The 26568-nt window shown below is 56.4% G+C and carries 26 protein-coding genes; 15 read left to right on the plus strand and 11 right to left on the minus strand.

Annotated features, from left to right (window positions below; all coding sequences use genetic code 11):
• Positions 1-3 precede the first annotated feature (3 nt).
• From cofE to HCU74_RS10165, 5 genes are all read left to right on the plus strand, one after another.
• Positions 4-774 carry a coenzyme F420-0:L-glutamate ligase gene (cofE, locus tag HCU74_RS10145; RefSeq protein WP_168450322.1) on the plus strand — a complete coding sequence of 257 codons (771 nt, stop codon included), beginning with the start codon at positions 4-6 and terminating at the stop codon, positions 772-774.
• Entirely contained in the window at positions 774-1748 is a 975-nt protein-coding gene (gene cofD, locus HCU74_RS10150; RefSeq protein ID WP_168450323.1) for a 2-phospho-L-lactate transferase, read from the plus strand. Before cofE ends, cofD begins: the two co-directional genes overlap by 1 nt.
• Before the next feature lies 1 nt (position 1749).
• Positions 1750-2460 (plus strand): 2-phospho-L-lactate guanylyltransferase, encoded by a 711-nt coding sequence (cofC, locus tag HCU74_RS10155; protein ID WP_168450324.1) that lies wholly within the window; start codon positions 1750-1752, stop codon positions 2458-2460.
• 31 nt (positions 2461-2491) lie between these two features.
• Entirely contained in the window at positions 2492-4975 is a 2484-nt protein-coding gene (gene cofH / locus HCU74_RS10160; protein WP_345889678.1) for a 5-amino-6-(D-ribitylamino)uracil--L-tyrosine 4-hydroxyphenyl transferase CofH, read from the plus strand.
• A gap of 100 nt (positions 4976-5075) precedes the next feature.
• The gene (locus tag HCU74_RS10165) at positions 5076-5960 is read left to right on the plus strand and encodes an AEC family transporter (protein ID WP_168450325.1); all 885 of its coding nucleotides are present in this window, start codon (positions 5076-5078) and stop codon (positions 5958-5960) included.
• 39 nt (positions 5961-5999) lie between these two features.
• Here the strand turns inward: HCU74_RS10165 and HCU74_RS10170 are convergent, their stop codons facing one another.
• Positions 6000-6485, minus strand: a complete 486-nt coding sequence (locus HCU74_RS10170) for a DUF3806 domain-containing protein (RefSeq protein ID WP_168450326.1) — start codon at positions 6483-6485, stop codon at positions 6000-6002.
• A 221-nt stretch (positions 6486-6706) separates the two neighbouring features.
• Between HCU74_RS10170 and dapA the strand changes: the two genes are divergently transcribed.
• The 6 genes from dapA to HCU74_RS10200 all read left to right on the plus strand — a co-directional run bounded on the left by dapA (position 6707) and on the right by HCU74_RS10200 (position 12736).
• Positions 6707-7585, plus strand: a complete 879-nt coding sequence (gene dapA, locus HCU74_RS10175) for a 4-hydroxy-tetrahydrodipicolinate synthase (protein WP_168450327.1) — start codon at positions 6707-6709, stop codon at positions 7583-7585.
• Positions 7586-7654: 69 nt separating this feature from the next.
• On the plus strand, positions 7655-8659 hold the full coding sequence (gene bamC, locus HCU74_RS10180) for an NlpB/DapX family lipoprotein (protein WP_168450328.1): 1005 nt from the start codon (positions 7655-7657) through the stop codon (positions 8657-8659).
• Positions 8659-9417: an MBL fold metallo-hydrolase gene (locus HCU74_RS10185; protein WP_168450329.1), complete on the plus strand. Its 759-nt coding sequence runs from the start codon at positions 8659-8661 to the stop codon at positions 9415-9417. Before bamC ends, HCU74_RS10185 begins: the two co-directional genes overlap by 1 nt.
• A 17-nt stretch (positions 9418-9434) precedes the next feature.
• Positions 9435-10154 (plus strand): phosphoribosylaminoimidazolesuccinocarboxamide synthase, encoded by a 720-nt coding sequence (gene purC / locus HCU74_RS10190; protein WP_168450330.1) that lies wholly within the window; start codon positions 9435-9437, stop codon positions 10152-10154.
• Between the two features lie 51 nt (positions 10155-10205).
• Positions 10206-10502, plus strand: a complete 297-nt coding sequence (locus HCU74_RS10195) for a hypothetical protein (RefSeq protein WP_168450331.1) — start codon at positions 10206-10208, stop codon at positions 10500-10502.
• 65 nt (positions 10503-10567) lie between these two features.
• The gene (locus tag HCU74_RS10200) at positions 10568-12736 is read left to right on the plus strand and encodes a TonB-dependent receptor (RefSeq protein WP_168450332.1); all 2169 of its coding nucleotides are present in this window, start codon (positions 10568-10570) and stop codon (positions 12734-12736) included.
• A 30-nt stretch (positions 12737-12766) separates the two neighbouring features.
• Here the strand turns inward: HCU74_RS10200 and HCU74_RS10205 are convergent, their stop codons facing one another.
• Positions 12767-13780, minus strand: coding sequence for an AraC family transcriptional regulator ligand-binding domain-containing protein (locus tag HCU74_RS10205; RefSeq protein WP_168450333.1), 1014 nt, complete (start codon positions 13778-13780; stop codon positions 12767-12769).
• 107 nt (positions 13781-13887) lie between these two features.
• On the opposite strand from HCU74_RS10205, the gene HCU74_RS10210 reads away from it, so the two are divergent.
• Positions 13888-14832 (plus strand): sterol desaturase family protein, encoded by a 945-nt coding sequence (locus tag HCU74_RS10210; protein WP_168450334.1) that lies wholly within the window; start codon positions 13888-13890, stop codon positions 14830-14832.
• On the opposite strand, the gene HCU74_RS10215 is transcribed toward HCU74_RS10210, so the two are convergent.
• Entirely contained in the window at positions 14810-15520 is a 711-nt protein-coding gene (locus HCU74_RS10215) for a 16S rRNA (uracil(1498)-N(3))-methyltransferase (protein WP_168450335.1), read from the minus strand. The two genes, HCU74_RS10210 and HCU74_RS10215, sit on opposite strands and share 23 nt — an antisense overlap.
• Positions 15520-16872, minus strand: coding sequence for a 30S ribosomal protein S12 methylthiotransferase RimO (rimO, locus tag HCU74_RS10220; protein ID WP_168450336.1), 1353 nt, complete (start codon positions 16870-16872; stop codon positions 15520-15522). The genes HCU74_RS10215 and rimO overlap by 1 nt, the downstream gene beginning before the upstream one ends.
• A gap of 264 nt (positions 16873-17136) precedes the next feature.
• Here rimO and HCU74_RS10225 point away from each other — a divergent pair, with 264 nt between their 5' ends.
• Entirely contained in the window at positions 17137-17916 is a 780-nt protein-coding gene (locus HCU74_RS10225; protein WP_168450337.1) for a 2-keto-4-pentenoate hydratase, read from the plus strand.
• A gap of 8 nt (positions 17917-17924) precedes the next feature.
• On the opposite strand, the gene HCU74_RS10230 is transcribed toward HCU74_RS10225, so the two are convergent.
• The 6 genes from HCU74_RS10230 to HCU74_RS10255 form a co-directional block, all read right to left on the minus strand.
• Positions 17925-18431, minus strand: a complete 507-nt coding sequence (locus HCU74_RS10230) for a DUF2244 domain-containing protein (RefSeq protein ID WP_168450338.1) — start codon at positions 18429-18431, stop codon at positions 17925-17927.
• Positions 18432-18511: 80 nt separating this feature from the next.
• A complete protein-coding gene (locus HCU74_RS10235) occupies positions 18512-20125 on the minus strand; it encodes a diguanylate cyclase (protein ID WP_168450339.1) in 1614 nt (537 codons plus the stop codon).
• 26 nt (positions 20126-20151) lie between these two features.
• Entirely contained in the window at positions 20152-20748 is a 597-nt protein-coding gene (locus HCU74_RS10240) for a cytochrome P460 family protein (RefSeq protein WP_168450340.1), read from the minus strand.
• Positions 20745-21386, minus strand: coding sequence for a cupredoxin domain-containing protein (locus HCU74_RS10245; protein ID WP_168450341.1), 642 nt, complete (start codon positions 21384-21386; stop codon positions 20745-20747). The genes HCU74_RS10240 and HCU74_RS10245 overlap by 4 nt, the downstream gene beginning before the upstream one ends.
• Positions 21387-21411: 25 nt before the next feature.
• Positions 21412-22401 (minus strand): cytochrome-c peroxidase, encoded by a 990-nt coding sequence (locus HCU74_RS10250; RefSeq protein WP_168450342.1) that lies wholly within the window; start codon positions 22399-22401, stop codon positions 21412-21414.
• Between the two features lie 146 nt (positions 22402-22547).
• A complete protein-coding gene (locus tag HCU74_RS10255) occupies positions 22548-23234 on the minus strand; it encodes a pseudouridine synthase (protein WP_168450343.1) in 687 nt (228 codons plus the stop codon).
• A gap of 90 nt (positions 23235-23324) precedes the next feature.
• Here HCU74_RS10255 and HCU74_RS10260 point away from each other — a divergent pair, with 90 nt between their 5' ends.
• Positions 23325-24023: a class I SAM-dependent methyltransferase gene (locus HCU74_RS10260; protein WP_168450344.1), complete on the plus strand. Its 699-nt coding sequence runs from the start codon at positions 23325-23327 to the stop codon at positions 24021-24023.
• Here HCU74_RS10260 and HCU74_RS10265 read toward each other — a convergent pair.
• Positions 23995-24921, minus strand: a complete 927-nt coding sequence (locus HCU74_RS10265; protein ID WP_168450345.1) for a LysR family transcriptional regulator — start codon at positions 24919-24921, stop codon at positions 23995-23997. The genes HCU74_RS10260 and HCU74_RS10265 overlap by 29 nt on opposite strands.
• 177 nt (positions 24922-25098) lie before the next feature.
• Between HCU74_RS10265 and HCU74_RS10270 the strand changes: the two genes are divergently transcribed.
• Positions 25099-26514 carry an acetyl-CoA carboxylase biotin carboxylase subunit gene (locus tag HCU74_RS10270; RefSeq protein WP_168450346.1) on the plus strand — a complete coding sequence of 472 codons (1416 nt, stop codon included), beginning with the start codon at positions 25099-25101 and terminating at the stop codon, positions 26512-26514.
• Positions 26515-26568: the final 54 nt, after the last annotated feature.

The following is a 26568-nucleotide window of genomic DNA, read 5'->3' on the forward strand; positions in this document are numbered from 1 at the left end:
GTTATGCCGTCTCGTGCTTTGCAGCTTTTAGCCTTGGCGGATTTTCCGCTGATTGAGCCTGGTGATGATCTGGCGGCGCTTGTCGCCGACGCCTTGCGCGCCAACGCACTAACCCTGGAATCCGGCGATGTTTTGGTGTTGGCACAAAAAATTGTGTCCAAGGCAGAGGGGCGCTATGTGCGTCTGGCCGATGTCCAGCCCGGTGTTGAGGCCATCGCGCTTGCCGAGAGCTGCGACAAGGATCCCCGGCAGATGGAACTTGTACTGCGGGAATCCAAAGCGGTCGTACGCAGTCGACCCGGTGTCGTCATCGTTGAACACCGGCTTGGGGTCGTACACGCAAATGCCGGTATCGACCGTTCAAATATTCCCTGCGATGACGATGACCCCCAGGTATTGTTGTTGCCAGAGAACCCCGACCAAAGTGCAGCGAACCTGCGCGCGGCGCTTTGTGAACACACCGGTGTTGAGGTCAATATCATTATCAACGACAGCGCCGGACGGGCCTGGCGCAATGGCACGGTGGGCTTTGCCCTGGGCAGCGCAGGATTTGAAGTAGTGGAAAACCGCATTGGTGACAGGGATATGTTTGGCCGTATCCTTGAAATCACGGAAATCGCGGTGGCCGACGAGCTTGCTGCGGCGGCGTCCTATCTGATGGGGCAGGCCGACGAAGCCACCCCGATTGTTTTGGTACGCGGTGCAAATCTGCGCCCTTCATCGGCGGGCTCGCGGGCATTGCTGCGGGATCGTGCTAAGGATATGTTTCGATAATGCAAGACTCACAGACACAGGCCTTCGCAGGCAAGGTATTGGTGCTTAGTGGCGGTGTCGGGGGCGCCAAGCTGGTACACGGCCTCGCTAACACCCTTGGCGCAGACCAACTTACTGTTGTGGCGAATACCGCCGATGATTTCGATCATTGGGGGTTGCGGATTTGCCCGGATATCGATTCGATCACCTATGCGTTGGCGGGCATCAACGACGAGAAGCGGGGCTGGGGCTTGAAGGATGAAAGTTGGCGCACGATGGTGGCCATGCGCCGGCTTAGTGGCGAGGACTGGTTTCAACTTGGCGATCAGGACATCGCGACCCACCTGTATCGTTCCATGCGCCTGAGCAATGGCGACAGTTTGACGGATATCACTGCAGACATTGCCCAGCGCCTGGGGGTCACAACCCGCCTGTTGCCGATGTCTGATGATGTGGTGGCGACCCGGGTCTACTCCGACCGGGGCGAGTATGAATTCCAACACTATTTCGTGCGTGAGCGATGCGAGCCGAAGGTTGAGCGCATCGAATTTATCGGGATCGACACTGCCAGGCTCAGCCCGTTGGTCAAAGACAGCATCGCCGACCCGGAACTGAGCGCAATTATACTGTCACCGTCAAATCCCTTTCTGAGTATAGATCCTATACTGAGCCTCGAAGATTGTCGCAAGCTGTTGAAGAATCGTGGAGTTCCGATTATCGCGGTGTCGCCGATAATCTCGGGGCGGGCGGTGAAAGGCCCAGCGGCAAAATTAATGGAAGAACTGAATATGCCGACTTCCGCCCACGGCGTTGCGGAGTATTACGGCGATTTACTCGACGGTTTTGTGTTTGACGAACTCGATGCGGCGGAATTGGATGTCATACGCAACACCGGAATCGATTGCCGGTTGGAGCAAACTTTGATGACAGACATGGCCTCAAAGGAGCATTTGGCCCGGGTTGTACTGGATTTTGCACGGGACTTGAAGCGCTGATATGTGGGTATTGCTGCCATTAAAGGACTTTGTAAAGGCCAAGCAGCGCTTGTCGGGCTGCCTGAATGTTGCCGAGCGCCGTGGCCTGTTCCAGGCGATGGTTGAGGATGTACTGGATGAGCTGGTCAGCACTGATGTCATTGAGCGCATCGTGTTGCTGTCGGATGACCCCGCCGCCCATTTATTGGCAACTTGCTACGGCGTTGAATGCTGGTCTGAACGGGAATTGGGGCAGGGGTTGAACCCGGTCATAGAAGGTGCCCTGGACCGAATAGCACACACGGCGCCCACGATTTCGCAGGTGATGGTGGTGCACGGTGATTTGCCGCTCATCAATGCTGTGGAACTGGGGGCAATGATCGATGCCGGTAGTCATGATCCCGACAGCCTGATTATTGCCGCTGATCGCGGCGAGCAGGGGAGTAACGTCGTACTGATGCCAATGTTCGCCAGGGTACCGGTGCGCTATGGCCCTGACAGCCTGGCCGCCCATCAGCAGGAAGCCGCGGCACGGGGTGTGAATACGGTTGTTATGCGCACCCGCTGGTTGGCGATGGATATTGATACCCGTGACGACCTGACCAATCTGGTGATGAATTATCCCGGCGAAGGGGCGGAACGAACCATGAAGTACCTTCGTCAATACGGCCTGGTTCAGCGCCTTATGGTAATGCGGGATATTCAGGCTGATGTTGCGGCGGCGGCGCAATAATTGTCTGCCGTAGTTTAAAGAGAGACTTATTGTGGATACCGCAACAACTTCCCAGCGTGAACTGCTAGCCCGGGCGGCCCGCCATACCCTGACTGATGACGAGGTTCTGGCTCTGGCCGACTGCGAGGATACCGCCGCAATGGCGACTGTTGCCAGCGCCTTGCGCGATGAGGGCTTTGGTGCAACGGTGACCTATTCCCGTAAACTTTTTCTACCCCTCACCCAGCTGTGTCGCGATGTTTGTCATTACTGCACCTTCGCCAAAACCCCGAAAAAACTCGGCGCTGCGTACATGACTGTTGAGCAGGTGCTGGAGCAGGTGAGGGAAGGGGAACGCCTGGGTTGCAAGGAGGCATTGTTTACGCTGGGTGAACGGCCAGAGCGGCGTTATCGTGCGGCCCGTGAGGCGCTGGAGCAAATGGGTTTCACTTCGACGCTGGAATATCTTGCCCATGTCGCTGGTCGAGTGCTGGCGGAAACCAGTGTGCTGCCCCATATCAACGCGGGATGTATGACCGATGAGGAAATCGCCCTGTTGCGTCCGGTATCAGCGTCGATGGGTATCATGCTGGAAACCGCCAGCGACCGCCTTGGCGAAAAGGGCATGCCCCACTATGGCTCGCCGGATAAAGTTCCGGCGCGACGGCTGGAAACCATAGATCGGGCCGGTGCGGCGGCGGTGCCCTTTACCTCGGGTATTTTGATCGGCATTGGTGAAACCCGCCGAGAGCGGGTTGAATCGCTGCTGGCCCTGCGTCAACTGCAGCAGCGTCACGGTCATTTGCAGGAAATCATTATTCAGAACTTTCGGGCAAAGCCGGGTACTCAAATGGCCGAATCGCCCGAGCCGGATCTGCAAGAACTGGTGTGGACGATTGCCATTGCGCGGCTGATTTTCGGTGCGCGAATGAGCCTTCAGGCACCGCCGAACCTGAGCCCGGGTGTGCTGCCACAATTAATTGCCGCAGGTATTAACGATTGGGGCGGGGTATCACCGATGACCCCGGACTACGTTAATCCCGAGGCGCCGTGGCCTGAGGTGGAGCGTCTGACCCGGGAAACCGCCCAGTGCGGCAAGTTCCTGCATCAGCGCTTGACGGTTTACCCCCGCTACGTGAGAGATAGCGCCACCTGGCTTGCGCCCGAGGTGCGCTCACGGGTGCTTGCCCATTGCGACGGCGAAGGTATGCCCCGGGAAGATAGCTGGCTTACCGGCTCCGGGCGGGGCTTGCCGAACCGTGACCGGGAATGGCTTGAGCGGGCAGGGCAGCTTTCTGCCCCTTTGAATATCAGCCCAGCGATTGCCACTGTCCTCGACCGGGCCAGCTCGGTGCAGGGTGCCAATGAGCTGTCGGTGGCGGATATTGAAGTGCTGTTCAGCGCCAGGAATGATGACTTCGCTGCAGTGTGTCGTGCAGCAGACCAGCTCCGGCAACAGCGCTGTGGTGAGACAGTCAGCTACGTGGTCAACCGCAATATCAATTACACCAACGTGTGCTACTTCAAGTGCCAGTTTTGCGCCTTCTCCAAGGGTAAGCTGAGCGAGAATTTGCGCGGCCGCCCCTATGACCTCAGCGCTGAGGAAATCTCCCGCCGTGCCTGCGAAGCCTGGGAGCGGGGCGCCAGTGAATTATGTCTACAGGGCGGAATTCACCCGGAATATACCGGCCAGACCTATCTGGATATTGTACACACTCTGCGCAGGGCAACCCCGGGTGCCCATATTCACGCCTTCTCCCCGCTTGAAGTCTGGCAGGGCGCACAGACACTGGGGGTCACACTGGCGGAGTTTCTCCAGCGCCTGAAAGCCGCGGGACTGGATTCCATGCCCGGTACCGCTGCCGAGATACTGGACGACACCGTGCGCGCGGAGTTATGCCCGGACAAAATCAATACCGCCCAGTGGCTGGAGGTGATGGAGGCCAGCCACCGTGTGGGGTTGCGCACGACGGCGACAATTATGTTCGGCCACATTGACAATTATCAGAGCTGGGCGCGCCACCTGGTGTCAATCCGCGATTTACAGCGCCGTACAGGCGGTTTTACCGAATTTGTGCCGCTGCCCTTCGTTGCCAGCGAATCGCCGATTTATCTCAAGGGCAGGGCACGGCGCGGCCCGACCCTGCGCGAAGCGTTGCTGATGCACGCGGTGGCGCGGCTGGTATTTCACGGCACCATCGACAATATTCAGGCCTCCTGGGTAAAAATGGGGGTGGAAGGCGTGCAAGCTTGTCTTCATGCCGGGGCCAATGATGTCGGCGGCACGTTGATGAATGAAACCATAACCCGTGCAGCGGGTGCGCAGCACGGGCAGGAAATGAGCCCGCAGGCCTTTGAACAGTTAATTACTGCGGCTGGACGGCGGGCCCGGCCCCGCAACACCTTGTACGGCGACGCTGATCCTGCACAATTGCGCCGGGCGCGCCAGGCCCGGCCTCTGCAGCCACCAGAGAATACCCCGGCAAGCCGTTACGAACGCGAAAAGCTTGTAACTGACATCATTGCCACTGCATAGTGTCCCGGGCCGGCACCGACGCTAACGGATAAAACCTGATTCAGTCCCGGCCAACTCTTAATGTTTTTGTCTCATATCATTCGTAAGGCAATGAATATCCATGCTTTCTTATGTTTTCCCACTCTTCCCGGTCATGTTGCCAGTGCTGTTGTGTGCGATGGTTGGTGTGATCTGGGTGCGCACTGCCCAGCCCTACAACCAGGAGTTTGTGCGGCGCATGGTAATGTGGATCAGTGCTCCGGCGCTGGTGCTTTCAACCCTCGTCGAAGTCGATATCGGTATTGACCGATTACAGCAAATTGTTTTGGCAACCCTGGTGATGCTGGCATTCTCGGTGGTGATCGCCATGTTGTTCTGTCTGGTGGCAGGTTGGTCTCTGCGGGATTTTGTCGTGGCGTTGACCATTGGTAATACCGGCAATATGGGAATGCCGGTCTGCCTGTTTGCCTTCGGCCAGGAGGGGCTGGCACTGGCGGTCGGGCTGTTTTTGATCAGTATGGGTTGTCACTTTTCCATCGGCATAGCGGTGCTCAATGGCCGCGCCGCGGTGAAGGCCGTGTGCAGTTCCCCCGTGGTATACGCCGGTGTGCTGGCAGCCATAATTATTGCGTATGAGCTGAGTGTCCCCAAAACAATAACCAACACCCTGGAAATTCTCGGCGGAATGGCTATTCCGCTGATGCTGGTCACTCTTGGAGTGTCTCTGGGCGGACTGCGCGTTGCCCAAACCGGCGAGGCCGTTGTGCTGGGTGTCGCGCGGATGGTGGTAGGGATCGGCGCGGCTCTGGCTACGGTCTGGTGTCTTGAACTGGAGGGGACTATTGCGAAAGTGGTGCTTGTACAGGGGGCAATGCCGGCGGCTATATTCAATTATTTGCTGGCGGTGCAGTACCAGCGGTCGCCGCAGGCGGTAGCGGGTATGGTGGTCAGCTCCACACTGATGAGCTTTGTGACTGTTCCGGTGATGCTGCTGTTTATCGCTTGATGCTTTTGCGCCGCGGGTAATCCCGCGGCGCGACAGGGTCTAACGCACGATAATTTTCTTTTTAATGCGCGCGATTTCCGCTTCCAGCTTCTGATAAATCGCCTTCACGTCGATATCTGCCCCGACCGCCGCTCGCGCGGATATCTGGGTCACCGGGAAAATCACCTCGTCCTTGTCGGGGATTTCCAGCGCGCGGCTGCGGCCCTTGTCGTCGATGTAAACCACCCAGCGCAGGCGATGTTCGCGGCGCAGGTGTTCACCCATAATAATACCCATGGCCTGTAACTTGGTGGTCTCGTCACCGTCGAGCAGGCGGCGGTCAAGGATTTCCTGCATCACGGCAAGATCGCTGTCCCGACCCTGGCCAAAGCTTCGACCAATTTTACTGCGGGCAAAACTGTTGATCTCCTCCTTGCGCACTTCCATGTACTGCTCATCCATCGGTGAAATCGAATACACCTTCCATTGCTGGGCGTTGGCGACTAACGCCGCGGTGCACAGTACCACTAACGATAGAAATCTCATGGCTAAGCTCCCCTGAAACCTTGAACACAGGATCTATTGTACTCTTTATTCGCGGCGATGGCGGCCCGACCGGGAATGCCCGTCGCCGCGTAATTCACTATGCTTTGACGCTTTGTTTCAACGATTGTTTCTTTATTGTGGTGGTGGTGCGATTTCTCCCTTGAGCTGGACTGCGCAGGCCAGTACCATTGGCGGCTTGCACCGATTTTGGAGATTCACTGATGATTTCTGGCAGTATTGTTGCCTTAGTTACTCCCATGCACCTGGATGGCAGCGTAGACTGGCAGGCATTGTCACGGCTGATTGACTGGCATATCGAACAGGGCACAGACGGTATCGTTGCGGTGGGCACCTCAGGTGAATCCGCGACACTGGCCATGGATGAGCACAAAATGGTCATCAAGGCCTGTGTCGACCAGGTTGCCGGTCGGATCAAGGTAATTGCCGGAACTGGCGCCAACTCGACTACCGAGGCGATTGAGCTGACCGACGTCGCCCGGGACGTGGGCGCCGACGCCTGTCTGCTGGTAACGCCGTATTACAACAAGCCGACGCAAGAGGGCTTGTACCAGCACTATATGGCAATCGCGAACACCGTCGATATTCCGCAAATTCTCTACAATGTTCCCGGACGCACCGCCTGTGATATGCAGAACGCGACCGTAATCCGGCTGGCGGAACACCCCAATATTATCGCGATCAAAGACGCCACCGGCGATATCGCTCGAGGCAAGGAGCTGATCGATGCCGTCGGCGAGCGTCTGGCGGTGCTCTCCGGTGACGATGCCACGGCGATGGAATTGATGTTACAAGGCGGCAAAGGGAATATCTCTGTGACCGCAAACGTTGCACCTGCAGCGATGAAGCAACTGTGTGACGCGGCGATGGCCGGCGACCGCGACCGCGCAACGGCGGTCAATGCCAATTTGCTGGCCTTGCATGAGCGACTGTTCGTTGAGTCCAACCCCATCCCGGTAAAATGGGCAATGGCAGAAATGGGGCTCATGGAAAACGGAATTCGTTTACCCCTGACGCCGTTGAGTGAAAGTGCCCACCCACAAGTGCGGGAAGCGCTGACCCTGGCCGGCTTGCTGAAGTAAACTCAGCGAAATCTGGCCCGGCGACGAGCCTTCCAAATAATCTGTGCGTTGAGATAAGTGAAAAAACCCATGAGTTCCAGCACTGTAAAATACTCGATAGTTGTAGTCAGTTTGCTTGCGATGAGCGCCTGTGGTGCCTTCCGCGACCGGTCCCACGACTATCGCCGCGCCGAACTGAGCAAGCCCCTTGAATTACCACCGGGGGTCGAGTCCGACGCCCTCGGTGACCGCTACGTGGTGCCTGGCATAGAGTCCCATACGGTTTTGCCCGGGGAATTCTCCTTGCCGCGGCCGGAACCCCTCACTAAAAACGTGGGTACTGCCGAAGTAAAAATTCAAAAACTGGACGACCAGCGTTGGATACTCCTGGACGGTACGCCCAATCAGGTCTGGCCGCGAGTGCGTGCCTTCCTTGATCGCGCCGGGCTGAAATTGGGCGATATCGATGGCGAGCAGGGCATTATGGAAACCGAGTGGCGGGAAACCGAACCCGGTGCACCGCTGGAGCGCTTCCGCTTCGTCCTCGATCAGGGCGTTCAGGTGGGTACCAGTGAAATACACGTGTTGGTGCAAAACCGCCCCGGCGAGGATTTCCCCGAGGTGTCTACCGACCTGCAGCGTGAAGACCAGATGGTAAGAGTGCTGGCGCAATATCTGGCGGACAGCGAAGCTCAGGGTACGGTGTCGATTCTCGCCCGTCGCGGGGGCAGCGAGAGCAAGGGTAAGATCTTCCTGGAAGGCGAAGAAGGCAATCACTACCTGCGCCTGTTCCTACCCAACGAGCGGGCATGGGCGGCACTGGGACTGGCCTTGACCAAAGCGGGCTTTGAAATAGAAGACGCGTCTCCGGCGGTGAACAAGTACTGGCTCAGTTACATCGACCCCGAAGAGGAGCTTGGCTGGTTTTCCCGCATGATTGGCGCCGATCGCCGCAAGCGCAGCCGCTACGTGGTTGAAATGAAGATGCTCGGCGAATTCGAGAGCGTAATTCTGCTCAACTACCAGAAGGGCCGCCGTCTGCGCAACGATGAGCGGGAAGCTCTGTTGAAGCGGATTATGGGATTCCTGCACTGATGCGTTTTGCCTCGCTGGGTAGTGGCAGCAAAGGTAACGCCACCCTGGTCGAGACAGCGAATGCCTGCATCCTGATTGACTGTGGATTTACCATTAAAGAAACTGTGCGGCGCATGGCTCGGCTGGGCCGGGCGCCAACAGATCTCAGCGCTATTCTGGTCACCCACGAGCACAGCGACCATATTAAGGGGGTGATGCCGCTGGCCCGCCGGTACAATATCCCGGTTTACAGCAGCTTTGGCACGGCAGAACACGGCGATATGCGTAATTCGCCGCTCTGGTCATGTTTGCCACTCGGGGTGCATGTCGAAATTGCCGGTTTAGATGTATTGCCGGTAGCAGTGCCCCACGACGCCCGCGAGCCGTGTCAGTTTGTCTTTCGCACACAGAAAAAATCCTTCGGCCTGCTCACGGATTTAGGTAGTATTACGCCCTTCGTCAGGGAGCACTACAGCGAGTGCGATGCGCTGTTGCTTGAGTGCAATCACGACGTGTCGATGCTCAGGGCCGGGCCTTATCCGCCGTCTTTGAAACGGCGAGTCGGTGGCGACTGGGGGCACTTGAACAACCATCAGGCAGCGTCGCTGCTCAAAGAGGTAAACCTCGGGCGCCTGCAGCATATTGTGATGGCTCACCTGAGTGAAAAAAACAATACTCCAGTGCTTGCCAAGGCAGCAGTGGAGCCCGTTTTGGCCGACAGCGGGGCGCTGCTGTGGGCCGATCAAGAAGCCGGATTCGACTGGCTGGAAATCGCGTAGCGCGAGAGAGGACAACCATGGAAAAACGCGAAGAATTGTATTCGGGAAAGGCAAAATCGGTTTTCAAAACCGACGATCCGGATCGCTTTATTCTCACCTTCAGAAACGATACCTCGGCCTTTGACGGCGTGAAGGTGGAACAGCTTGACCGCAAAGGCATGGTCAACAACAAGTTCAACGCTTTTATCATGGAAAAGCTTCAGCAAGCCGGGGTACCCACCCATTTCGAAGGCCTGCTCAATGACAACGAGGCACTGGTCAAGCGCCTGGATATGTTCCCAATCGAATGCGTTGTGCGCAATATCGCTGCGGGCTCCATCGTTAAGCGACTCGGTGTGACCGAGGGGCAAGAGCTAACGCCGCCGACCTTTGAAACCTTTTTGAAGGACGACGCCCTGCATGACCCGATGATTAACGAGTCGCATATTCGCAGTTTTGGCTGGGCGACCGATGCCCAGATGGCCAGGATGCGTGAACTGACTTATCAGGTGAACGACATCCTCAAGGCATTGTTCCTGGACGCAGGGATGTTGTTGGTCGACTACAAGCTGGAATTCGGGGTGTTCAGCGACGGCGAAATTTATCTCGGTGACGAGTTTTCACCGGACGGTTGTCGCATCTGGGACAAGGAAACCCGTGAAAAACTCGATAAAGACCGGTTTCGCCAGGATCTCGGCAATGTGGTAGAGTCCTACGAATTGGTAGGTCGTCGATTGGGAATGAATTTCGACGACTGATAAGCTGTGCCGCAGCGCGCAAATGCCGCTGCGGGACCACTGAGAAACGCGATGAAGGTCCGTTCTACTATCAGCAGAACCTATCCCCGAGCTCTGGTGGCAGTGCTGCTCGCACTGTCCCTGCTCTGGTCGTCGCTATTGCAGGCGGAACACATCCACCTTGCGGAACACAGCTCGGTAGAAGAGTCGCTGCTGTGTCAGCACAGTGTCTCAGCGGCGGTGTCCGCGGCCACTGTCATGGCAGCAGTGGCCTTTGTCGATCTGGTTGTGGGCGCTGCCCCGGTCGCACATCAGGCAAACGCCGCCCTTGTACTCCCTCCTGTTCGCGCCCCTCCTGTTAAATCTTGAATATCCACTAATTCGATTAGCGCAGCGATTGCTGCGATGGTTTTCAATATTTACAGGATCATTCCATGAAATCTGTCTATACCCTTGTGGGCGCTATTGCTTCAGCGGCCTTGCCAGCTTATGCCCAAAATATCAGTGAAAGCGAAACAGCTCCTGCCCACAGTCAGTCACATCGGCCCGCCCTTGAGCACGTTCTGGTATCCATGCCAGCCCATAAAAAAGAGGCAAAGACCGCGCTGCCAATCTACCGCCTGGACGGTGATGAATTACAGCGGGCAGCGGCGCAAAACCTTGGTGATACCCTGGCTGGCCAGCCAGGTGTGAACAGCGCCAGTTTTGGCCCGGCGGTGGGACAGCCAGTGATCAGGGGACATATGGGGCCGCGGGTTCAGGTATTGCAAAACAGCCTGCCAACCCTCGATGTATCCAGTAACAGCGCCGATCACGCGGTGTCAGTCGAACCCTTGTTGGCCGATAGTATTGAGGTGCTGCGTGGCCCCGCGAGTCTGCTGTACGGTGGCGGCGCCATCGGCGGCGTAGTCAATATTATCGACGGTGCCATTCCCAGTCGTCATGTAGAGGGTATCGAAGGCGCGGCGGAAGTGCGCCATAGCTCGGTGAGTGATGGGCGCACGGCAGTGTCACGCCTTGACGCAGGGTCGGGCCAGTGGACCATCCACCTGGATGCCCTTTATCGCGATTGGGGCAGCCCGGACATACCGGGGCTGGCGGTCAATACGCGCACCGCCGACGCAGAGGAATTGGAAGAGAGCAGTCGCGGTGTTTTGGCAAATGTCGATGGCCGCAGCCGTCAGCATGCCCTCGGCACAGCCTACCATTTCAGTGATGGCGGCGAAGATCGAGGCTATATCGGCCTGAGTTTTCGCGAGCTGACCAGCAACTACGGCATTCCCGCCGGTGTACATGCCGAGCACGGTGAGCACGACGACGAGGAGCATGGTGAAGAGGAACATCATGACGAAGAGCACCATGAAGACGAGCACAGCGAAGAGGGTCTGAGAATCGACCTGGTTCAGCGCCGCTGGGAGGCGGCGGGAGACCTTCATTTGGACGGTTTCTGGGAATTGTTGCGCTGGCGCTGGACCCACAGTGATTACCAACACGTCGAGCTGGAGCCACACGAAGAGGGAGAAAGCACTGTAGGCACACGCTTTGAGCGCAAAGGTCAGGCGGCGCGCCTTGAACTCGCCCATGCTGAATGGGGGCCGCTACACGGGGTCGTTGGTGTGCAATGGCAGAACACGCGCTTTTCCGCCCAGGGAGACGAGGCCTTTGTACCGCCCAGCGAGCAGGAGTTGCTTGGCATTTTTGTCGCGGAAGATTTTCATTTCTACCGCTGGCAATTTGAAGTGGGGCTGCGTGCGGATCTCGACCGGCTAAGTGCAGAGGGGCGGCCACAGCAGGAGTTTTTTGGCAGCAGTGCCTCTGTAGCCGCGCTCTACGATATCACCGACAACTGGCTGGTAGCGGCCTCCTGGTCCCAATCCCGTCGGGCGGCGACTGCGGAAGAACGCTATTCCAATATTGCCGCACCAGCGGGGGAGTTGGTGGTACATGGCGCGACCGGTGTTATCGAGGTGGGCGACCAGGATCTCGGTCATGAAACCTCGGACAATTACGAGGTAAAGCTGCAGCTCAGCTATCCGCGAGTAAGCGGAGATGTAACGGCTTATTACAATGATTTTGCCAATTACATCTATCTGCAGCACACCGAAGAGGTACAGGAAGAAACATCGATCTATCGTTATCGCCAGAATGATGCCACCTTTCATGGCGTGGAATATCAATTTGACTGGCTCCTGACGGATGGTGGTGACGCCGGGCAGTTCAGCCTCGGCGTCTTTGGTGACCGCATCAACGCCAGCCTCAATGACGGTGAATGGTTGCCGCGACTCCCACCCCGTAGCGACGGCCTTCGGCTGGCATTCTCGCGCAAGCTGGCAAAGGGTTTGCTCACAGCCGACACCAGCTGGGTACGGGTGAATGCTCAGCGACGACAGCCGCTGAATGAGTCTGCGACGGCCGGTTACCACCGTCTCGATGCGAGTGTTGCTTGGTCGAGTCAATTCGGCGATACGGACTACACTCTGTTTGTGAAGGGGCGGAACCTGGGCAATGAGGAAATCCGCAACAGCACGTCATTTATCCGTGATGTGGCGCCGGAGCCAGGGCGCAATATCGAGCTGGGAATGCGGGTAAATTTTGGTTCCTGATATATCGCAGGGCGCCGGCGTCTCTCAGCGTCATCCTCGTTTGCGGCGATAGTCTGTGGGGGTCAGTGTGGTCCACTGGCGAAAACTGCGAGTAAAGGCGCTCTGTTCGGAATAGCCGAGCAGGGCCGCTATTTCGCTGAGCTGGAGTTGTGGGTCGTCAAGATAGTGTCGGGCGAGCTGTTCTCGGCTCGCCCTTAACAATTCGCGAAAACTACTACCTTCGGCGTGCAGCTTACGCTGTAGATGGCGTGGTGACAGGTGTAGTCGCGCGGCAACCGCTTCCGCGCTGCAATGGCCGGTGGGCAGCGTTTGCTGGATAAGCTGCATGACTTCGCCGAGCAAGCCAGAGGTGTTCTCGTCGGGAAGTTGTTTCAGCAGCTCCTGGGCCTGGGCTTCCAGCACCGCTGCCAGATCCGGGTTGGCCGAATCCAGAGTCTGCTCCAGCACCGCCATGGGGAACACCAGGCGAGTTGCGCTTTGGTCAAAGTTAACCTCACAGCCAAACCATTCTTCATAGGGCACAATGTCCTGTGGTCTGGGATTGATAAAGTCGACGCGCTGTGGACTAAGCCGAGGCTGATTACACATATTCCGGCAAAATTGCAGCAGCGCGACGATGGCGGTCTCGTCTACCAGGGGCCCGGGGCGCCCCATTTCGCTACCCCAGCTCAGGGTGACGTAGTCGCGATCAAACTGCCGATGCATAGGGTTCACGTCGTAAATTAACCGTTGGTAATGCTCCAGACGCTCCAGCGCCGCACCGAGATTGCCACAGGCAAGGATAACGTAGCCCATAATGCCCAGGTGTCGCGGACTGATGCTCTGTCCCAGATGCAAGCCCAGCAAGGGGTCGTCGAGCTGCCGCGCGGCGCGCTGTAACAGCTGGCTCCATTCAAACACCGGAAAGCGGCCCGGTCGGGCGGAGGTGGCCGGGCGTTTTTGACCGAGTGCCCGTTCACCATCGAGCCCACGTTCCGCCAGGTAGTCATAGAGCAGATGGACGTAGCTGGAGGGTATTGCTGAGCGTTCCAGGTAACGATTCACAGGGCTTTCCCGATAAAGTATGTCCGAAATTGTCAAATTATAGTCGGCATCTGTCAATCATCCTGTGCAGCGACCGGCGATACTGACGCTATCACAGGAGAAAAATAATGTTTAACGAGATGATAGCCACTGTCGAAGCCCTGTGGGGGCCCCATATCGACTGGAAGCAGCTGGTGCTAATGGCGGCGACACCGGTGTTTTTAATCGCATTTTTCGGGGAGTACCTGATTCGTCAACGCCGCGGAGCAGGCCACCCCATGTGGCGGCAATTTGAGTTGAGAGAAATACTGACCAATCTGGGCCTGGGCGGAAGTTACCAGTTGTTGGAGTTTGCGATTCATTTCTTCGTCACGGGCGCTATTGTGCTGTGGATATACCAGTTCCGATTATTTGATATCGAACTTACCGCCTATACCGCACTACCGCTCTTCCTGTTGATGGAGTTTTGCTACTACTGGTTCCACCGGGGCAGCCACCGCATTCGTTGGTTTTGGAGTGCCCATGTGGTGCACCATTCCAGCGAAACCATGAATATGACAACGGCGATGCGTCAAAGCCTGCTGTACTCCATTACTGGCTGGTGGCTGTTTTTTATGCCGATGGTGCTCCTTGGTGTACATCCGGCAGCGGTATTCTTCCTTTATGCGCTGAATCTCTGCTACCAGTTCTTTATCCATACCGAAGCGGTTGATCGACTGCCAAAATGGTGTGAGTGGCTGATGAATACCCCCAGCCATCATCGAGTGCACCACGGTCGCAACCCGGAGTATATCGATCGAAACTATGGTGGAGTGGTGATCATTTTCGATCGTCTGTTTGGTACTTTCGTCGCAGAAGACCGGCTGAACAATCCTGTGGACTACGGCATTGTCGATCAGATTCGCAGCCATAACATCGTCACGCTGAATACCCATGAATTTCTTGCGATGTGGCGGTCTGTCGCTGCAGCGCCGGGGTTTACCGCGGGGCTAAAGGTGTTACTGGGACCGCCAAAAAACCGTGCAGAGGCACAGGAAACCCGTCGAGGATTTACAGAAACAGCCGGCCAATAATCGCCGATACGGCGGTTTCGACTTTTAGAATTCGGGGGCCAAGGGTGAAGCTTTGCAGACCCGCTGCCTCCAGTTTTTCCAGTTCATAGGGAATAAATCCGCCTTCGGGGCCAATCGCCAGCAGACAGTTGCCGGTGATGCCGGTCGGTGCCGTGGCGGCACTGTAGGGATGTGCGAGCAGCCCGGTTTTGCCGCTTAACAGCGCCGGCAGTCGGTCTTCCACAAAGGGCTTGAACCCCCGCGCTCGTTGCAGCTCCGGCAGTATCGTATCGCCGCTTTGTTCCAGACCCTCAATCATGGCGGCGTGAAGATGGGCCTCATCAACCAGGGGGCTTTGCCAGTAGCTTTTATCTACCCGCTGGCTGTTCAACAGTATTATTCGGCTGACGCCAAGTTCCGTTGCTGCGCGCAGGGTGCGGCGGGCCATTTTGGGTCGGGGCAGGGCGAGTAGCAGGGTCAGCGGCAATTTGGCAGGGGGAGGGGTGTCGAGGGTCACCCGCAGGCTAACCGCATCAGTGCTGATATCGGTGATCTGCCCTCGGCCGGTGTCGCCACCCAACAAGCCGCAGCGCAGTGGGTCGCCCACCTTGGCGCGCAATACCTTGATGATGTGCCGGGCGCGAAACCCGGACACTCTGACGCTGTCACCGCTCAGGAAATCCTCCGGTGTCAGTAACAGCAGATTCATCAGGCGGGTTCGGCCCACAAGTCGTAGTCATCGGCACCGATAATATTGACGATCAGCGCATCGCCGGGCTGAACGTCGGTAAAGCCATCCAGATAAACTTTGCCGTCGATTTCGGGCGCATCGGCAATACTGCGGCCGATCGCACCTTCCTCGTCAACGTGGTCGATCAGTATTTCTTCCTGGCCACCGATGCGCTGCTGCAATCGCTGCGCGGAGATTTCCTGTGCCACCGCCATAAACCGCTCCCAGCGGTCCTTTTTGATGTCATCGGGAACCGGGTCGCTCAAATCGTTGGCGGTAGCGCCCTCAACCGGGGAATATTCAAAGCAGCCAACCCGATCGAGCTGGGCCTCGCGCAGCCAATCCAGCAGGATTTGAAAGTCTTCTTCTGTCTCACCGGGAAAGCCCACAATAAAGGTCGAGCGGATGATTAAATCGGGGCAGATCTCCCGCCATTTTTTAATCCGCTCCAGAGTTTTTTCCTGGTGAGCGGGGCGTTTCATCGCCTTCAGTACCTTAGGGCTGGCGTGCTGAAAGGGAATGTCGAGGTAGGGCAGAATCTTGCCCTCGGCCATCAGCGGAATCACATTATCGACATGGGGGTAGGGGTACACATAGTGCAGGCGCACCCACACACCCATTTCGCCCAGGGCTTCGCACAATTCGAGCATGCGACTTTTCACCGGGCGACCATTCCAGAATCCGGTGCGGTATTTGATGTCGACGCCATAGGCGCTGGTATCCTGCGACACTACAAGCAGTTCGCGCACGCCGGCATTCACCAGGCGCTGGGCTTCTTCGAGTACGTCACCCACCGGACGGCTGACCAGGTCGCCGCGCATTGAGGGAATAATGCAGAAGCTGCAGCGGTGATTGCAGCCTTCGGAAATTTTCAAATACGCATAGTGGCGCGGGGTCAGTTTGATGCCCTGGGGAGGCACCAGATCGATAAAGGGATTGTGCTGCTGTGGCGCCGGTGCCCACTCGTGAACGGAGTTAACGACTTCCTCGTAAGCCGCCGGGCCGCTGACCGCCAGAACGTCAGGGTGTACAGCGCGAATCTTCGCGTCGTCCCCCATACAGCCGGTTACGATAACCTTGCCGTTTTCCTTAAGAGCCTCGCCGATCGCGTCCAATGATTCCTGTTTAGCGCTGTCGATAAACCCGCAGGTGTTCACCACGACCACGTCGGCGTCGTCATAGCTGGGGACAACATCGTAGCCCTCCATGCGCAGTTGGGTCAGGATGCGCTCGGAATCTACCAGGGCTTTCGGGCAACCAAGGCTGACGAAGCCGACTTTGGGGGCGGCAGCCGGTGAGGGGGTAGTGGGGTCAGCAGGGGTCGTGGCCATGGCAATCTCGATAAGTCAGCGAACCGCGCATTCTACCTGAATCCAGACGACAGAACACGGGTTCCGGGGCAACAAGCCCGTGGCTCGGCTAAAATAATGCTATTCAGTCGCAACACTGACTTGTATGTTGTGGAGTGGGATGCACAGCACGTCGCTTGATCGGATTGAACGATTCACTGCGTAAACACCGTGCCGCTCTTATTTGGGTAAATGGCAGGGGCTTGTGGGGAAACCCTGAGTCGTTGGCTGTTGGGAGAAAATAATATGTTTAAAAAAATCGCCACCGTTGCATTGGGGGCCGGACTGATCTCGGGTCCGGCCTTGGCTGACGCAACCGGCTGTGGGGACGCCTGTGCCAATAATGGGCTTTGGGGGAGCGCCTATGTGGAACAGAATATCCGTTATCTTGACCGCTTTCCCGATCTGATGCCCGCAGGCTATAAGTTGGGCCTGGGTACGGCGACCGCCAGGGAGCGCTTTGGCAGTGACCGCCCGATTTTTGGCCTACTGCCCCCCACTGCGGTGCTACTGCGCGGTGAGCATATTAGTGCCGCAAGTTTCGGCAAGGGGATGATTGAGGCCGAGTTGGCGTATCGTCTAAAACGCCGTGTCGACCAGCCGGTGGCGAGTGTCGCCGAGCTTCGCAGCCTGGTAGACCTTGTCGCACCCTGCTTCGAGCTACCTGACCTCGCCCCGCTGGGCAGCGAGCCGGGAGTATTTGAGCTGGTGGCCGGCAGCGTTGCGGCAAGCCGGTTTTATATTGGCGCCGGTGTGCCGGTTAGTACGGTAGATCTGGATGGCATTCGTGTGCGCTTGTCCTACGACGGCGACACGTTGGCAGATGATAAAGCATCGTCGGTGATGGGCGGTCAATGGCAGGCATTACTGGCACTGATTAACAACCGCGTCGCCTCGGGCTGGTCGATTGATCCGGAGCAATGGTTATTGACCGGCGCTATCGGAGGCATGTACCCGTTGAAGGAGGGGGTGTACAAGGCGAAATTTGACGGTCTTGGCAAGCTTAAACTGGAGGTTGCTGAGTAAAGAGGTATTCAGGCAAGCAGGAGGTGGTTGTCGGCAGTATGGCGGCACACCATACCGCGATCCCGCAGGACCTTGATTAAGCTTTCGCAGTCGTCCCTGGGCAGAAAACGGCCAAGGGGTATTTCCTGCCCATGGTGATAAAGAGCCAGCGGCGGTGCATCCCAGGGGTGAGGCTGGCGCCCGATCAGAAGCCGGGTTTCCCGAAAGTTAGCGCACCACCGGGAGTGATGGTAACGGGTGTGCAGTGAGACGGCGATGTGCTCGTCCTGAATCAGTAACTCTTCGCGGGTTTGTAACGCAATGCAGACCTTGCGTAGCAACAGGTAAAGCAGCGCAAGCTCTGCCGCGAAGAGAAGCACCACGGGCCATGCCCCCAGTGTAAAAAAACGCCAGGCGGCGATGCTGTAAATCACACCGAACAGGGTAACGATCGCTTTATTCGTAGACCAGGATGAAGATTGGTTGGGCTGCAGACAGATGTGCAGTGTTGCGCCCTTTACTGTGCTGGCAATCATCACACTCCCTCCGGAAGCCGCTGACCTTGTCTTTCAGTGTAGTCAGCTTGAGGTTGCCCCGCAATCACCCGCCTAAAAGACTATACGACTTTAAATACCGGGGGAGGTGTCTGGTATACGCAGTAACGGTTTTTGCCGCCTTTTTTCGCCTTATACATCGCCTCATCGGCCTCTTTCAGAATCTGGCCGCTGACAGTCTGTAGTTCTTGCGGCGATTGCGGAGGGTAGATATTCACATATTGCCGTATACCGATACTGCAGCCGATATTCATTGTGTTGCCATTAAAGACAAAGTCCTGACGCAGGGCCTTGCAAATATTGCTGGCGATATTTTCGCTTACCGCGGTGCTGTGAATGTTTTCCAGCACTATGACGAACTCGTCGCCACCGAAACGGGCAACCATGTCATTTTCGCGTATATTCGCGCGGAAGCGACGAGCGGCCTCTTTCAGAATGTAGTCCCCGGCGTCGTGGCCTATGGTGTCGTTAATGGCCTTGAAGCCGTCCAGGTCTATGAATAACACACTCAGCTCGTCACCGCTGTCGCGGCGTAAAATGCTTTGGAAGTGCTCCATAAAATAACTGCGATTCGGCAGGGTCGTGAGTGCATCGTGCCGGGCCTTGTGGTGTATTTCAGAGTTGTCCTTTTTGTGGGCGGCGATCTCGGCGTGTAGCCCTCGAGTGCGGAAGGTCATCAGAATTACCAAAATGCTGATGACTGCGGCAATCTTGATCGACAGGTGAATAATGTTTTCGGCGTTGCCGATTTGACGGGCCAGGTCGGCGTTGCTTTCCTGGATGCGGGCTTTTTGCGCCGCGACCAGCGCTTCCAACTCTCGGGTTAATGCCTTCAACTGGGGTGAAATTTTTTCCCGCATGAGCAAACTGTCATTACGCCATTTGGGACTGCCGTGCACGCTTAACGCCGTTTCGAGCTGTTGCTGATAGACCGGCAGCAGTTCGCTAAATTCGTCCAATAAATCTTCCTGGTCAATATCGAGTGTAGCGCGCTGTTGTTCGAGCACCGCAATCGCTTGCTGTACTCCTTCCATATACAGGTCAATATCGGCGAGGGCGGCGGCGTTGCGAAACGCCAGATAGTTGCGTACCTGGCTGACAACCATGGTCCAGCTAAAGCGAAGGTTATCGATAGGATTAATTAACGAGGTTTGGCGGCTGCCCTCGGCGAAATGCAACATATCCATAAGGTGTTGGGCCATTTCTCCGCCGAGTGGCTCCAGCGAGTCGCTGGCAATACCGATAGCGGGCATATTTTTCTTTACATCGTCTGCCAGCTGAAGCATTTGTTGGTTATGTGCCTTTATGCTGTCGACATGACCGCGAATAGTCTCGAGACGCTGTGAGTCTTCGGCTTCCTCGTTTTGGCGGGTAAGCCGGATCAACTCGTCGAGGGTGTGATCAATATCCGCCACTTTTTCCTGATACAGGGCGATATTGTTGCTGTCCTGCTCCACCATGTAATTGCCGAGCACGCTTAGCCCATGATAAAAATGGGTGGTGAGCTGCATGGCATTCAGCATCTTCGGTTGATACTGCTCAGTCACTTTTTCCAGCTTTTGCTGGGTGGTGGAAAAGCTGACCAGGGAGATAAGAATCACCGACACCATTAGCGCCGACACGACGGCGAGTGCCATCCAGCGCTTGCCGGGAATAAGATGGGCATTGATTTTCATCGCACAGCTCCCTCGCTTCGCCGAATTTATTTCAAAGCGCTGAATACATGGGCGAAGACATAGTCTCGATCTGCTACGCTGCGGTGACAGGCACCACACTGCTGCTCAACGTAGGGCTTGCTTGCGGCGCCCTGAAGTAGCACGGTGCCGTCGGGGCCGAATTGCAGGTATTCCCAATCGCCGTTGGCGCTGTCATATCCCGCGGGCTTTTTTATCATTGCGGTAACACTGATCGCGGCATTCGGCTTGCCCTGTTTGCTGGCAAAATTTTCCTTGAGGATGACCGTGCCCTCGGGGTAGCTGCTGTACTCCGGGGTATTGTCGTCATCATCGGGGTCTTCGAACCAGGTGATGTATTGCAGGTAGTTTTCTTTGTAGACCTCCTGCCCGATATTGCTGTACAGAATAATAAATTGATTCCAGTGCAGCCCCGAGTATTCGAAGCCGCTGAGGCGTGCCCATGAGCTTCGGTAGTTGTCTGACAAGACGGTAGCCGAAGCGGGAATATCAAACATTTTATGGCTATAGGGCGGCAGCTCCCCCGCGTCCTCCTCAGCCTGTGCAGTACCGAACTGGACCAACAGCGACAGCGTCAAGGCAATGAATCCCGCACGACGTTTCATTTCAAGCCCTCGGTGGTAAGGGTAATTTGCCCGCGGCGCTTGCTCTTTTTGGTAATGTCGATGGGAGCAGCTATCTGGCTGTCAAGATGCAGTTCCAGGTCGTCGTAACCGGGGATCAGCACTTTGATAGCACGGGTGTTACTCGGTACGTCATTCAGGGTAAAGCGATAGGTCTGCTCGGTTTTATCCATTTCAATAACACTGAAATGCTCGCTGTTGATATTCGCGATGTAGGCACGCATTTTCGGGTGAATCTTGCAGCCGATACGTATCAACGCGTCGTCCTGCCACGAGGCTTCCACTTCGCGGGTGCCGCCGGGGGACATCAAACCAACGTCAAACCTGGCATTGTTTCGAATGTCATTGGCGTAAACGTTGTGATCCATGTTGTCGGAGTTCTTGAATACCACCGCTTTCCCTGGGGCGTTAACGGCGATTGCCGTGGTGAAGGTTTTATCGACTTGATCGATTTCTACTCGCTGACTGCCCTGGGATGACGAGGGGACAAAGACCAGCGCGCCATAGGGTGCCCGTTTATCAAAACTCAGGGTGCCGTGAATACTTGCGGCGGTAGCTTGCCATGACATTGCCAGACCGATACCGGTCGCAGTAAACATTTTTAGTAGGGTGTTGCTCATAGATATCTCTCTTTAACGCGACTATTCAGGGTTGTGCCGGTCGAGCGTGTGCCTCGAGCTGGGTCAGGCTGCCCAAAAATGCCACCAGGTCAGCGATTTCGCTATTGCTGAGTTGCAGTTTGGTCACCAGTTTGTCCTTGTGTTTGGCGGGGCCGCCGCCCTCATTGTAAAAACGGATTACCGCTTCCAGACTCTCCAGTGAGCCATCGTGCATATAGGGGGCGCTTAGGCTCACATTGCGCAGCCCAGGGGTTTTGAAAGTGTGATTAAGGCTGGCATCGCCAATCACCGCACCGCGGCCCGGATCGTCCCCGTCAATGCCCAGGCTGCGAAAACTGTCATCGGTAAAGTGGGCGCCGTCGTGGCATTTGGTGCAATTGGCCTTGCCCTTGAACAGCTCGAAACCCCGTTTGGCCTCTGCGCTGAGAGCGTGCTTGTCCCCTTTGATATAACGATCGAAGGGTGTGTCGGTAACTTGCAGGCTGCGGACATAAGCCGCCAGGGCACTGGCGACACTGTCCTTGCTGAGTACCGGATCGCCAAACACCGCGATAAATTCCCGTCGGTAAAACGGGACTTCTATCAAACGGTTGCGCATTTCCAACGCCTGCAGGTTCATTTCCTTTTTAGCAACGATCGGCATCATGACCTGTTCTTCCAGACTCATTGCGCGGCCGTCCCACATGAAGGCGCTGCCCCAGGCGAGGTTATAAAGACTTGGGGTGTGGCGATCGAGGGGCGCGCCATTAGCCCCCTCACTGAGTTTCAGGCCGTCACCAAAACCCAGGTCAGGGTTGTGACAGGAAGAGCAGGGCCGATTATTGTTCTCGGAGAGGCGAGGGTCGAAAAAGAGCGCTTTACCCAGCTCGATTTGGCGTTGGCTGGGCGCCTCGTCATCCGGATATTCAATGTCAGTGGCATCCGGCAGCGGATAGGACCCGGCATAGCTGACCATCGTGGCCAGGCATAACGCTATAGCGACGGTCGTTCCAATCAAGCGGAAAACGGCGTTCATTACAGTCCTTTAGTACGCGTAAGTGGGGGTATGCATCGCATTGCTTCACGCTGCTGCGAGCTGGTATATGCTCCTATACCGTTGAGCTCAAGAGTAAACACTGTTCATTGCGCGCTACAGTGTGGATTCCACTTATCACATATTCGCTAAAATGCGGCGTTGGCAAAGGGCGGGGGGCTGGAAATTGAAATCACCTTACCGTGAGTTGGGTGGGTGAAGGTCAGTCGACTGGCGTGGAGGCGCAGTCGCGAGGAGGCTTGTTGGGCTGGGGGATGGGCATAGAAGTCGCAGCCAAGAATGGGATGGCCGAGGGCGGCGCAGTGTACCCGCAGCTGGTGTGAGCGTCCCGTGTGTGGTGTAAGCAACAGGCGACTGTAGCTGGCCGAACGGTGAAGGGTACGAAAATGGGTTTGGGCGGGTTTGCCGTGATCAAAGCACACCTTTTGCAGGGGGCGGCGGGGCCAGTCACAAATCAGGGGTAGATCAATGCTACCGGCATCGGCGTTAACCAGACCAAAGACATCGGCGATATACTCCTTGTCCACTTCACGCCGTTCAAACTGCTGACTCAGCGCGCGGTGAGAGTCCTTGTTAAGGGCGATCAGCATCAGACCCGAGGTGGCCATATCCAGCCGATGAACAATTTTCGCTTCCGGTTGAACCTCTTGCAGGCGACTGATGGCGCTGTCCTGATTGGCGGGGTGGCGACCGGGAACTGACAACAAACCACTGGGTTTATCGATCACCAATAACTCCGAATCCTGATAGTGGATGCCGATAACACCCGTGCAGGGAGGCACAATAAAGTCGCGTGATGTCTCGTCGGGGGGCATGGCGGAGTCGGCGGCCTGATTGATCGGTCGTGGGTATGTGGGGTGGTATTGTATATTGCCCGTTATTAATAGAGGAAATATTAAAACCCTATGTTGCACAAGAAATCTCAGGTAGTCGAAGAGGGTACGGAGCAACCACTGCGCGATTTGAGTGACCGGCTTGCGCAGTATCTGCCCTATGCCGAGCTGGCCGCTACACCCTTGCCTTTGGCGCCACAAATGTCGCTGATGCTATTGGACAGCAGCTATCCCCAGCACCTTCTGAACCAGGAGCAAATCCGTGTGGTAATGGATTACCCGGCGTATTGGTGCTTTTGCTGGGCTAGCGGGCAGGTGATGGCCAAGTATATTCTGCAAAACCCCACCATGTTCGCTGGCAAGCGGGTCATTGATTTTGGCTGTGGCTCAGCAGTGGCGGGTATCGCTGCGGCGATGGCCGGGGCGGCCGAGGTGGTGGCCTGTGACCTCGACGCCGACGCATTGGCCGTGAGTCGTATTAATGCAGAACTGAACGGGGTCGAACTGGAGTATAGCGGCGATTTTTTTGCCGATGACCAGCAGTACGACATTATCCTTGTCGCCGATGTGCTCTATGACAAGGCAAACCTGCCGTTACTGGCGCTATTTTTGCAGCGTGCAAAGCAAGTGTTGGTCGCTGATTCCCGCGTGCGGGATTTTTCCGTGGATCACTACCGGCACATCGGCTTTGAACGGGCGACGACGATTCCAGACTTGGCAGAATCCGACGAATTTTCACGGGTTAACCTGTATCTCGGGGAGCGCCCCTGATTGGCGTGTGCAGGGTATCGAGAAAGGCCTTGCTGAGTGGATTCAGGTGTTTTGCCCGCGGGTAGACGCTGCACCAGGATCGACGTATTGGAAAACCGTGGACATTCAGCGTACTGAGTTGTTGCGCAAGCCCGCTGTCGCGAATGATGTCTGTGGGCAGGATTGACCAGTTTTCGCTGCCGGGCAGTGCATGACAGATCAGCCGATTGCTACCCAGTTGCTGGTAGCGGGGGATTACCACACTGTTCTGCCGGCAGTATTCATCGGTAATTTGACGGGTGCCGGAACCGGGCTCCCGCAACAACATGGGGTATGAAAGCAAATCCTGCAGGCGCAAACCGGTCTGTGTACATAGGGGATGGTTTCGGTCGATGACGACTTCGAGGGTGTGTTCGGCAAAGGGCGTGTATTGCAAACTTTGGTCACTGGGCACTTTTGTCATAACAGCGAGGTCGTCGAGATTGTCCCGCAGTCGGCTTAGCAGGTCATCGTGGTTGCCGACGTGTACCGCCATGTCGACCCCGGGGTGATGCTGGCAAAAGTGCTGGAGTTTTTGGCCCATTAAACGTTCTGCGCTGGTCTCTACGGCGATATTCAAACGGCCCTGCAGCTGCCCGTGAAGGTCAGTCAACTCAATTTCAAGATGAACGAGGCGTTGTTGTAGCTCCCTTGCGGCGCGCAGCATCAATTCTCCGGCGCTGGTTAAAAACAGCTGACGCCCGATATAGTCAAATAACGCCTGACCGACAAGTTCTTCCAGGCTGCGAATCTGGGCGCTGACCGCGGGTTGGGTAAGGGCGAGGTGCTCGGCGGCCCTGGAATAGCTGCGGTGCTGGCACACGGCGAGGAACACCGTTATTTGGCGGAGGGTCAAGCGGTTTAGAAAACTGATCTGCATGTTTGCCCTGAACTTTGCCGCGTTTCCCCGTCGATCTTTGTCAACTATAAGCTATATCTTATGTAGCCTGCGAGAAATATTAATTTTTTATACGCTAAAAAGTGGGCTATCTTTTGGCGATCGAAACAGGATTCGCTGCCAACCCTATACGGCAATCTGATAGCGGGGAAGAGTACGATGCTAAGCAAAATTCTAATCGCCAATCGCGGTGAAATCGCGGTGCGCATTGTCCGCGCCTGCGCGGAAATGGGCATTCGCTCGGCGGCGATTTATACCGAGGCAGACCGCTTTTCGCTCCATGTAAAACGGGCTGACGAGGCCTATAACGTGGGCGCCGACCCGCTGGAGGGTTATCTCAACCCCCGCAAACTCGTCGCCCTGGCGGTGGAAACCGGGTGTGACGGCCTGCACCCCGGTTACGGCTTTTTATCGGAAAATGCCGAACTGGCTGAAATCTGCGCGCAGCGGGGCGTCACCTTTATTGGTCCCAGTGCCGAGGTCATTCGTCGCATGGGCGACAAGACCGAAGCCCGTCGAGCAATGGTTGCCGCCGGAGTACCGGTCACACCGGGGACCGAGGATAATTTGTCCGGTGTGGACGAGGCGGTGGCGGTAGCCGCCGATATCGGCTATCCAATAATGCTCAAGGCGACTTCCGGGGGAGGTGGGCGCGGAATACGTCGTTGCGACAACGAAGCCGATCTGCGTCGTCAGTTCGACCGAGTCGTTTCCGAGGCAACCAAGGCCTTTGGGCGCGCTGACGTTTTCCTGGAAAAATGCATAGTCAATCCTCGACATATCGAGGCGCAGATTCTGGCGGACAGCCAGGGCAATGTCATCCACCTTTATGAACGGGATTGCTCGATTCAGCGCCGTAACCAGAAGCTTATTGAGATCGCCCCGTCGCCCCAGTTAACCCCGGAACAGCGCAATTATATCGGTGAGCTGGCAGTGCGCGCGGCGACCGCTGTAGGTTACGAAAACGCCGGCACGGTGGAGTTTTTGCTGGCGGACAATCAGATTTATTTTATGGAGATGAATACCCGCGTTCAGGTCGAGCACACGATAACCGAGCAAATCACCGGGGTAGATATTGTCCGTGAGCAGATTCGTATTGCTTCAGGCCTGCCGCTGGGCTATCGCCAGGAAGACATCAGCTTTCGTGGTTACGCCCTGCAATTCAGGGTGAATGCAGAGGATCCGAAAAACGACTTCTTGCCGAGTTTCGGCAAAATCAGCCGTTACTATGCGCCGGGTGGACCCGGGGTGAGAACCGACACTGCCATTTACACGGGCTACAACATACCCCCGTATTACGATTCAATGTGCCTGAAGCTGATTGTGTGGGGGCTGACCTGGGAGGAAACCCTTAATCGCGGTGCACGGGCGCTGAACGATATGCGCCTGCAAGGGGTTAAAACCACGGCCCCCTATTATCAGCAGATTCTCAAACACCCGGATTTTCGCGCGGCGACCTTCGACACCAGTTTCGTTGAGAGCCATCCGGAGTTAACTCATTACTCCGACAAAAACCGCCCGGAAGAAGTAGCGCTGGCGGTTGCGGTCGCGATTGCCGCCCATGCGGGACTGTAGTCTGCCAAACACAACTTATTTACTTACTCGATGCCGACGGATCAACAAGGATTT

Origin of the sequence: Spongiibacter thalassae (assembly GCF_012272835.1) — a bacterium.
Taxonomy (GTDB): domain Bacteria; phylum Pseudomonadota; class Gammaproteobacteria; order Pseudomonadales; family Spongiibacteraceae; genus Spongiibacter; species Spongiibacter thalassae.

Coding starts and splice junctions, on each gene's coding strand:
- HCU74_RS10170 (WP_168450326.1), bottom strand. CDS start 6,485: ATGAGATTTCTATCGTTAGTGGTACTGTGCACCGCGGCGTTAGTCGCC.
- HCU74_RS10270 (WP_168450346.1), top strand. CDS start 25,099: ATGCTAAGCAAAATTCTAATCGCCAATCGCGGTGAAATCGCGGTGCGC.
- cofD (WP_168450323.1), top strand. CDS start 774: ATGCAAGACTCACAGACACAGGCCTTCGCAGGCAAGGTATTGGTGCTT.
- cofE (WP_168450322.1), top strand. CDS start 4: ATGCCGTCTCGTGCTTTGCAGCTTTTAGCCTTGGCGGATTTTCCGCTG.
- HCU74_RS10240 (WP_168450340.1), bottom strand. CDS start 20,748: ATGAAACGTCGTGCGGGATTCATTGCCTTGACGCTGTCGCTGTTGGTC.
- HCU74_RS10255 (WP_168450343.1), bottom strand. CDS start 23,234: ATGCCCCCCGACGAGACATCACGCGACTTTATTGTGCCTCCCTGCACG.
- HCU74_RS10185 (WP_168450329.1), top strand. CDS start 8,659: ATGCGTTTTGCCTCGCTGGGTAGTGGCAGCAAAGGTAACGCCACCCTG.
- purC (WP_168450330.1), top strand. CDS start 9,435: ATGGAAAAACGCGAAGAATTGTATTCGGGAAAGGCAAAATCGGTTTTC.
- bamC (WP_168450328.1), top strand. CDS start 7,655: ATGAGTTCCAGCACTGTAAAATACTCGATAGTTGTAGTCAGTTTGCTT.
- HCU74_RS10210 (WP_168450334.1), top strand. CDS start 13,888: ATGTTTAACGAGATGATAGCCACTGTCGAAGCCCTGTGGGGGCCCCAT.
- HCU74_RS10215 (WP_168450335.1), bottom strand. CDS start 15,520: ATGAATCTGCTGTTACTGACACCGGAGGATTTCCTGAGCGGTGACAGC.
- HCU74_RS10225 (WP_168450337.1), top strand. CDS start 17,137: ATGTTTAAAAAAATCGCCACCGTTGCATTGGGGGCCGGACTGATCTCG.
- HCU74_RS10200 (WP_168450332.1), top strand. CDS start 10,568: ATGAAATCTGTCTATACCCTTGTGGGCGCTATTGCTTCAGCGGCCTTG.
- HCU74_RS10260 (WP_168450344.1), top strand. CDS start 23,325: ATGTTGCACAAGAAATCTCAGGTAGTCGAAGAGGGTACGGAGCAACCA.
- cofC (WP_168450324.1), top strand. CDS start 1,750: ATGTGGGTATTGCTGCCATTAAAGGACTTTGTAAAGGCCAAGCAGCGC.
- HCU74_RS10235 (WP_168450339.1), bottom strand. CDS start 20,125: ATGAAAATCAATGCCCATCTTATTCCCGGCAAGCGCTGGATGGCACTC.
- HCU74_RS10245 (WP_168450341.1), bottom strand. CDS start 21,386: ATGAGCAACACCCTACTAAAAATGTTTACTGCGACCGGTATCGGTCTG.
- HCU74_RS10230 (WP_168450338.1), bottom strand. CDS start 18,431: ATGATTGCCAGCACAGTAAAGGGCGCAACACTGCACATCTGTCTGCAG.
- HCU74_RS10265 (WP_168450345.1), bottom strand. CDS start 24,921: ATGCAGATCAGTTTTCTAAACCGCTTGACCCTCCGCCAAATAACGGTG.
- rimO (WP_168450336.1), bottom strand. CDS start 16,872: ATGGCCACGACCCCTGCTGACCCCACTACCCCCTCACCGGCTGCCGCC.
- HCU74_RS10195 (WP_168450331.1), top strand. CDS start 10,206: ATGAAGGTCCGTTCTACTATCAGCAGAACCTATCCCCGAGCTCTGGTG.
- HCU74_RS10165 (WP_168450325.1), top strand. CDS start 5,076: ATGCTTTCTTATGTTTTCCCACTCTTCCCGGTCATGTTGCCAGTGCTG.
- HCU74_RS10250 (WP_168450342.1), bottom strand. CDS start 22,401: ATGAACGCCGTTTTCCGCTTGATTGGAACGACCGTCGCTATAGCGTTA.
- dapA (WP_168450327.1), top strand. CDS start 6,707: ATGATTTCTGGCAGTATTGTTGCCTTAGTTACTCCCATGCACCTGGAT.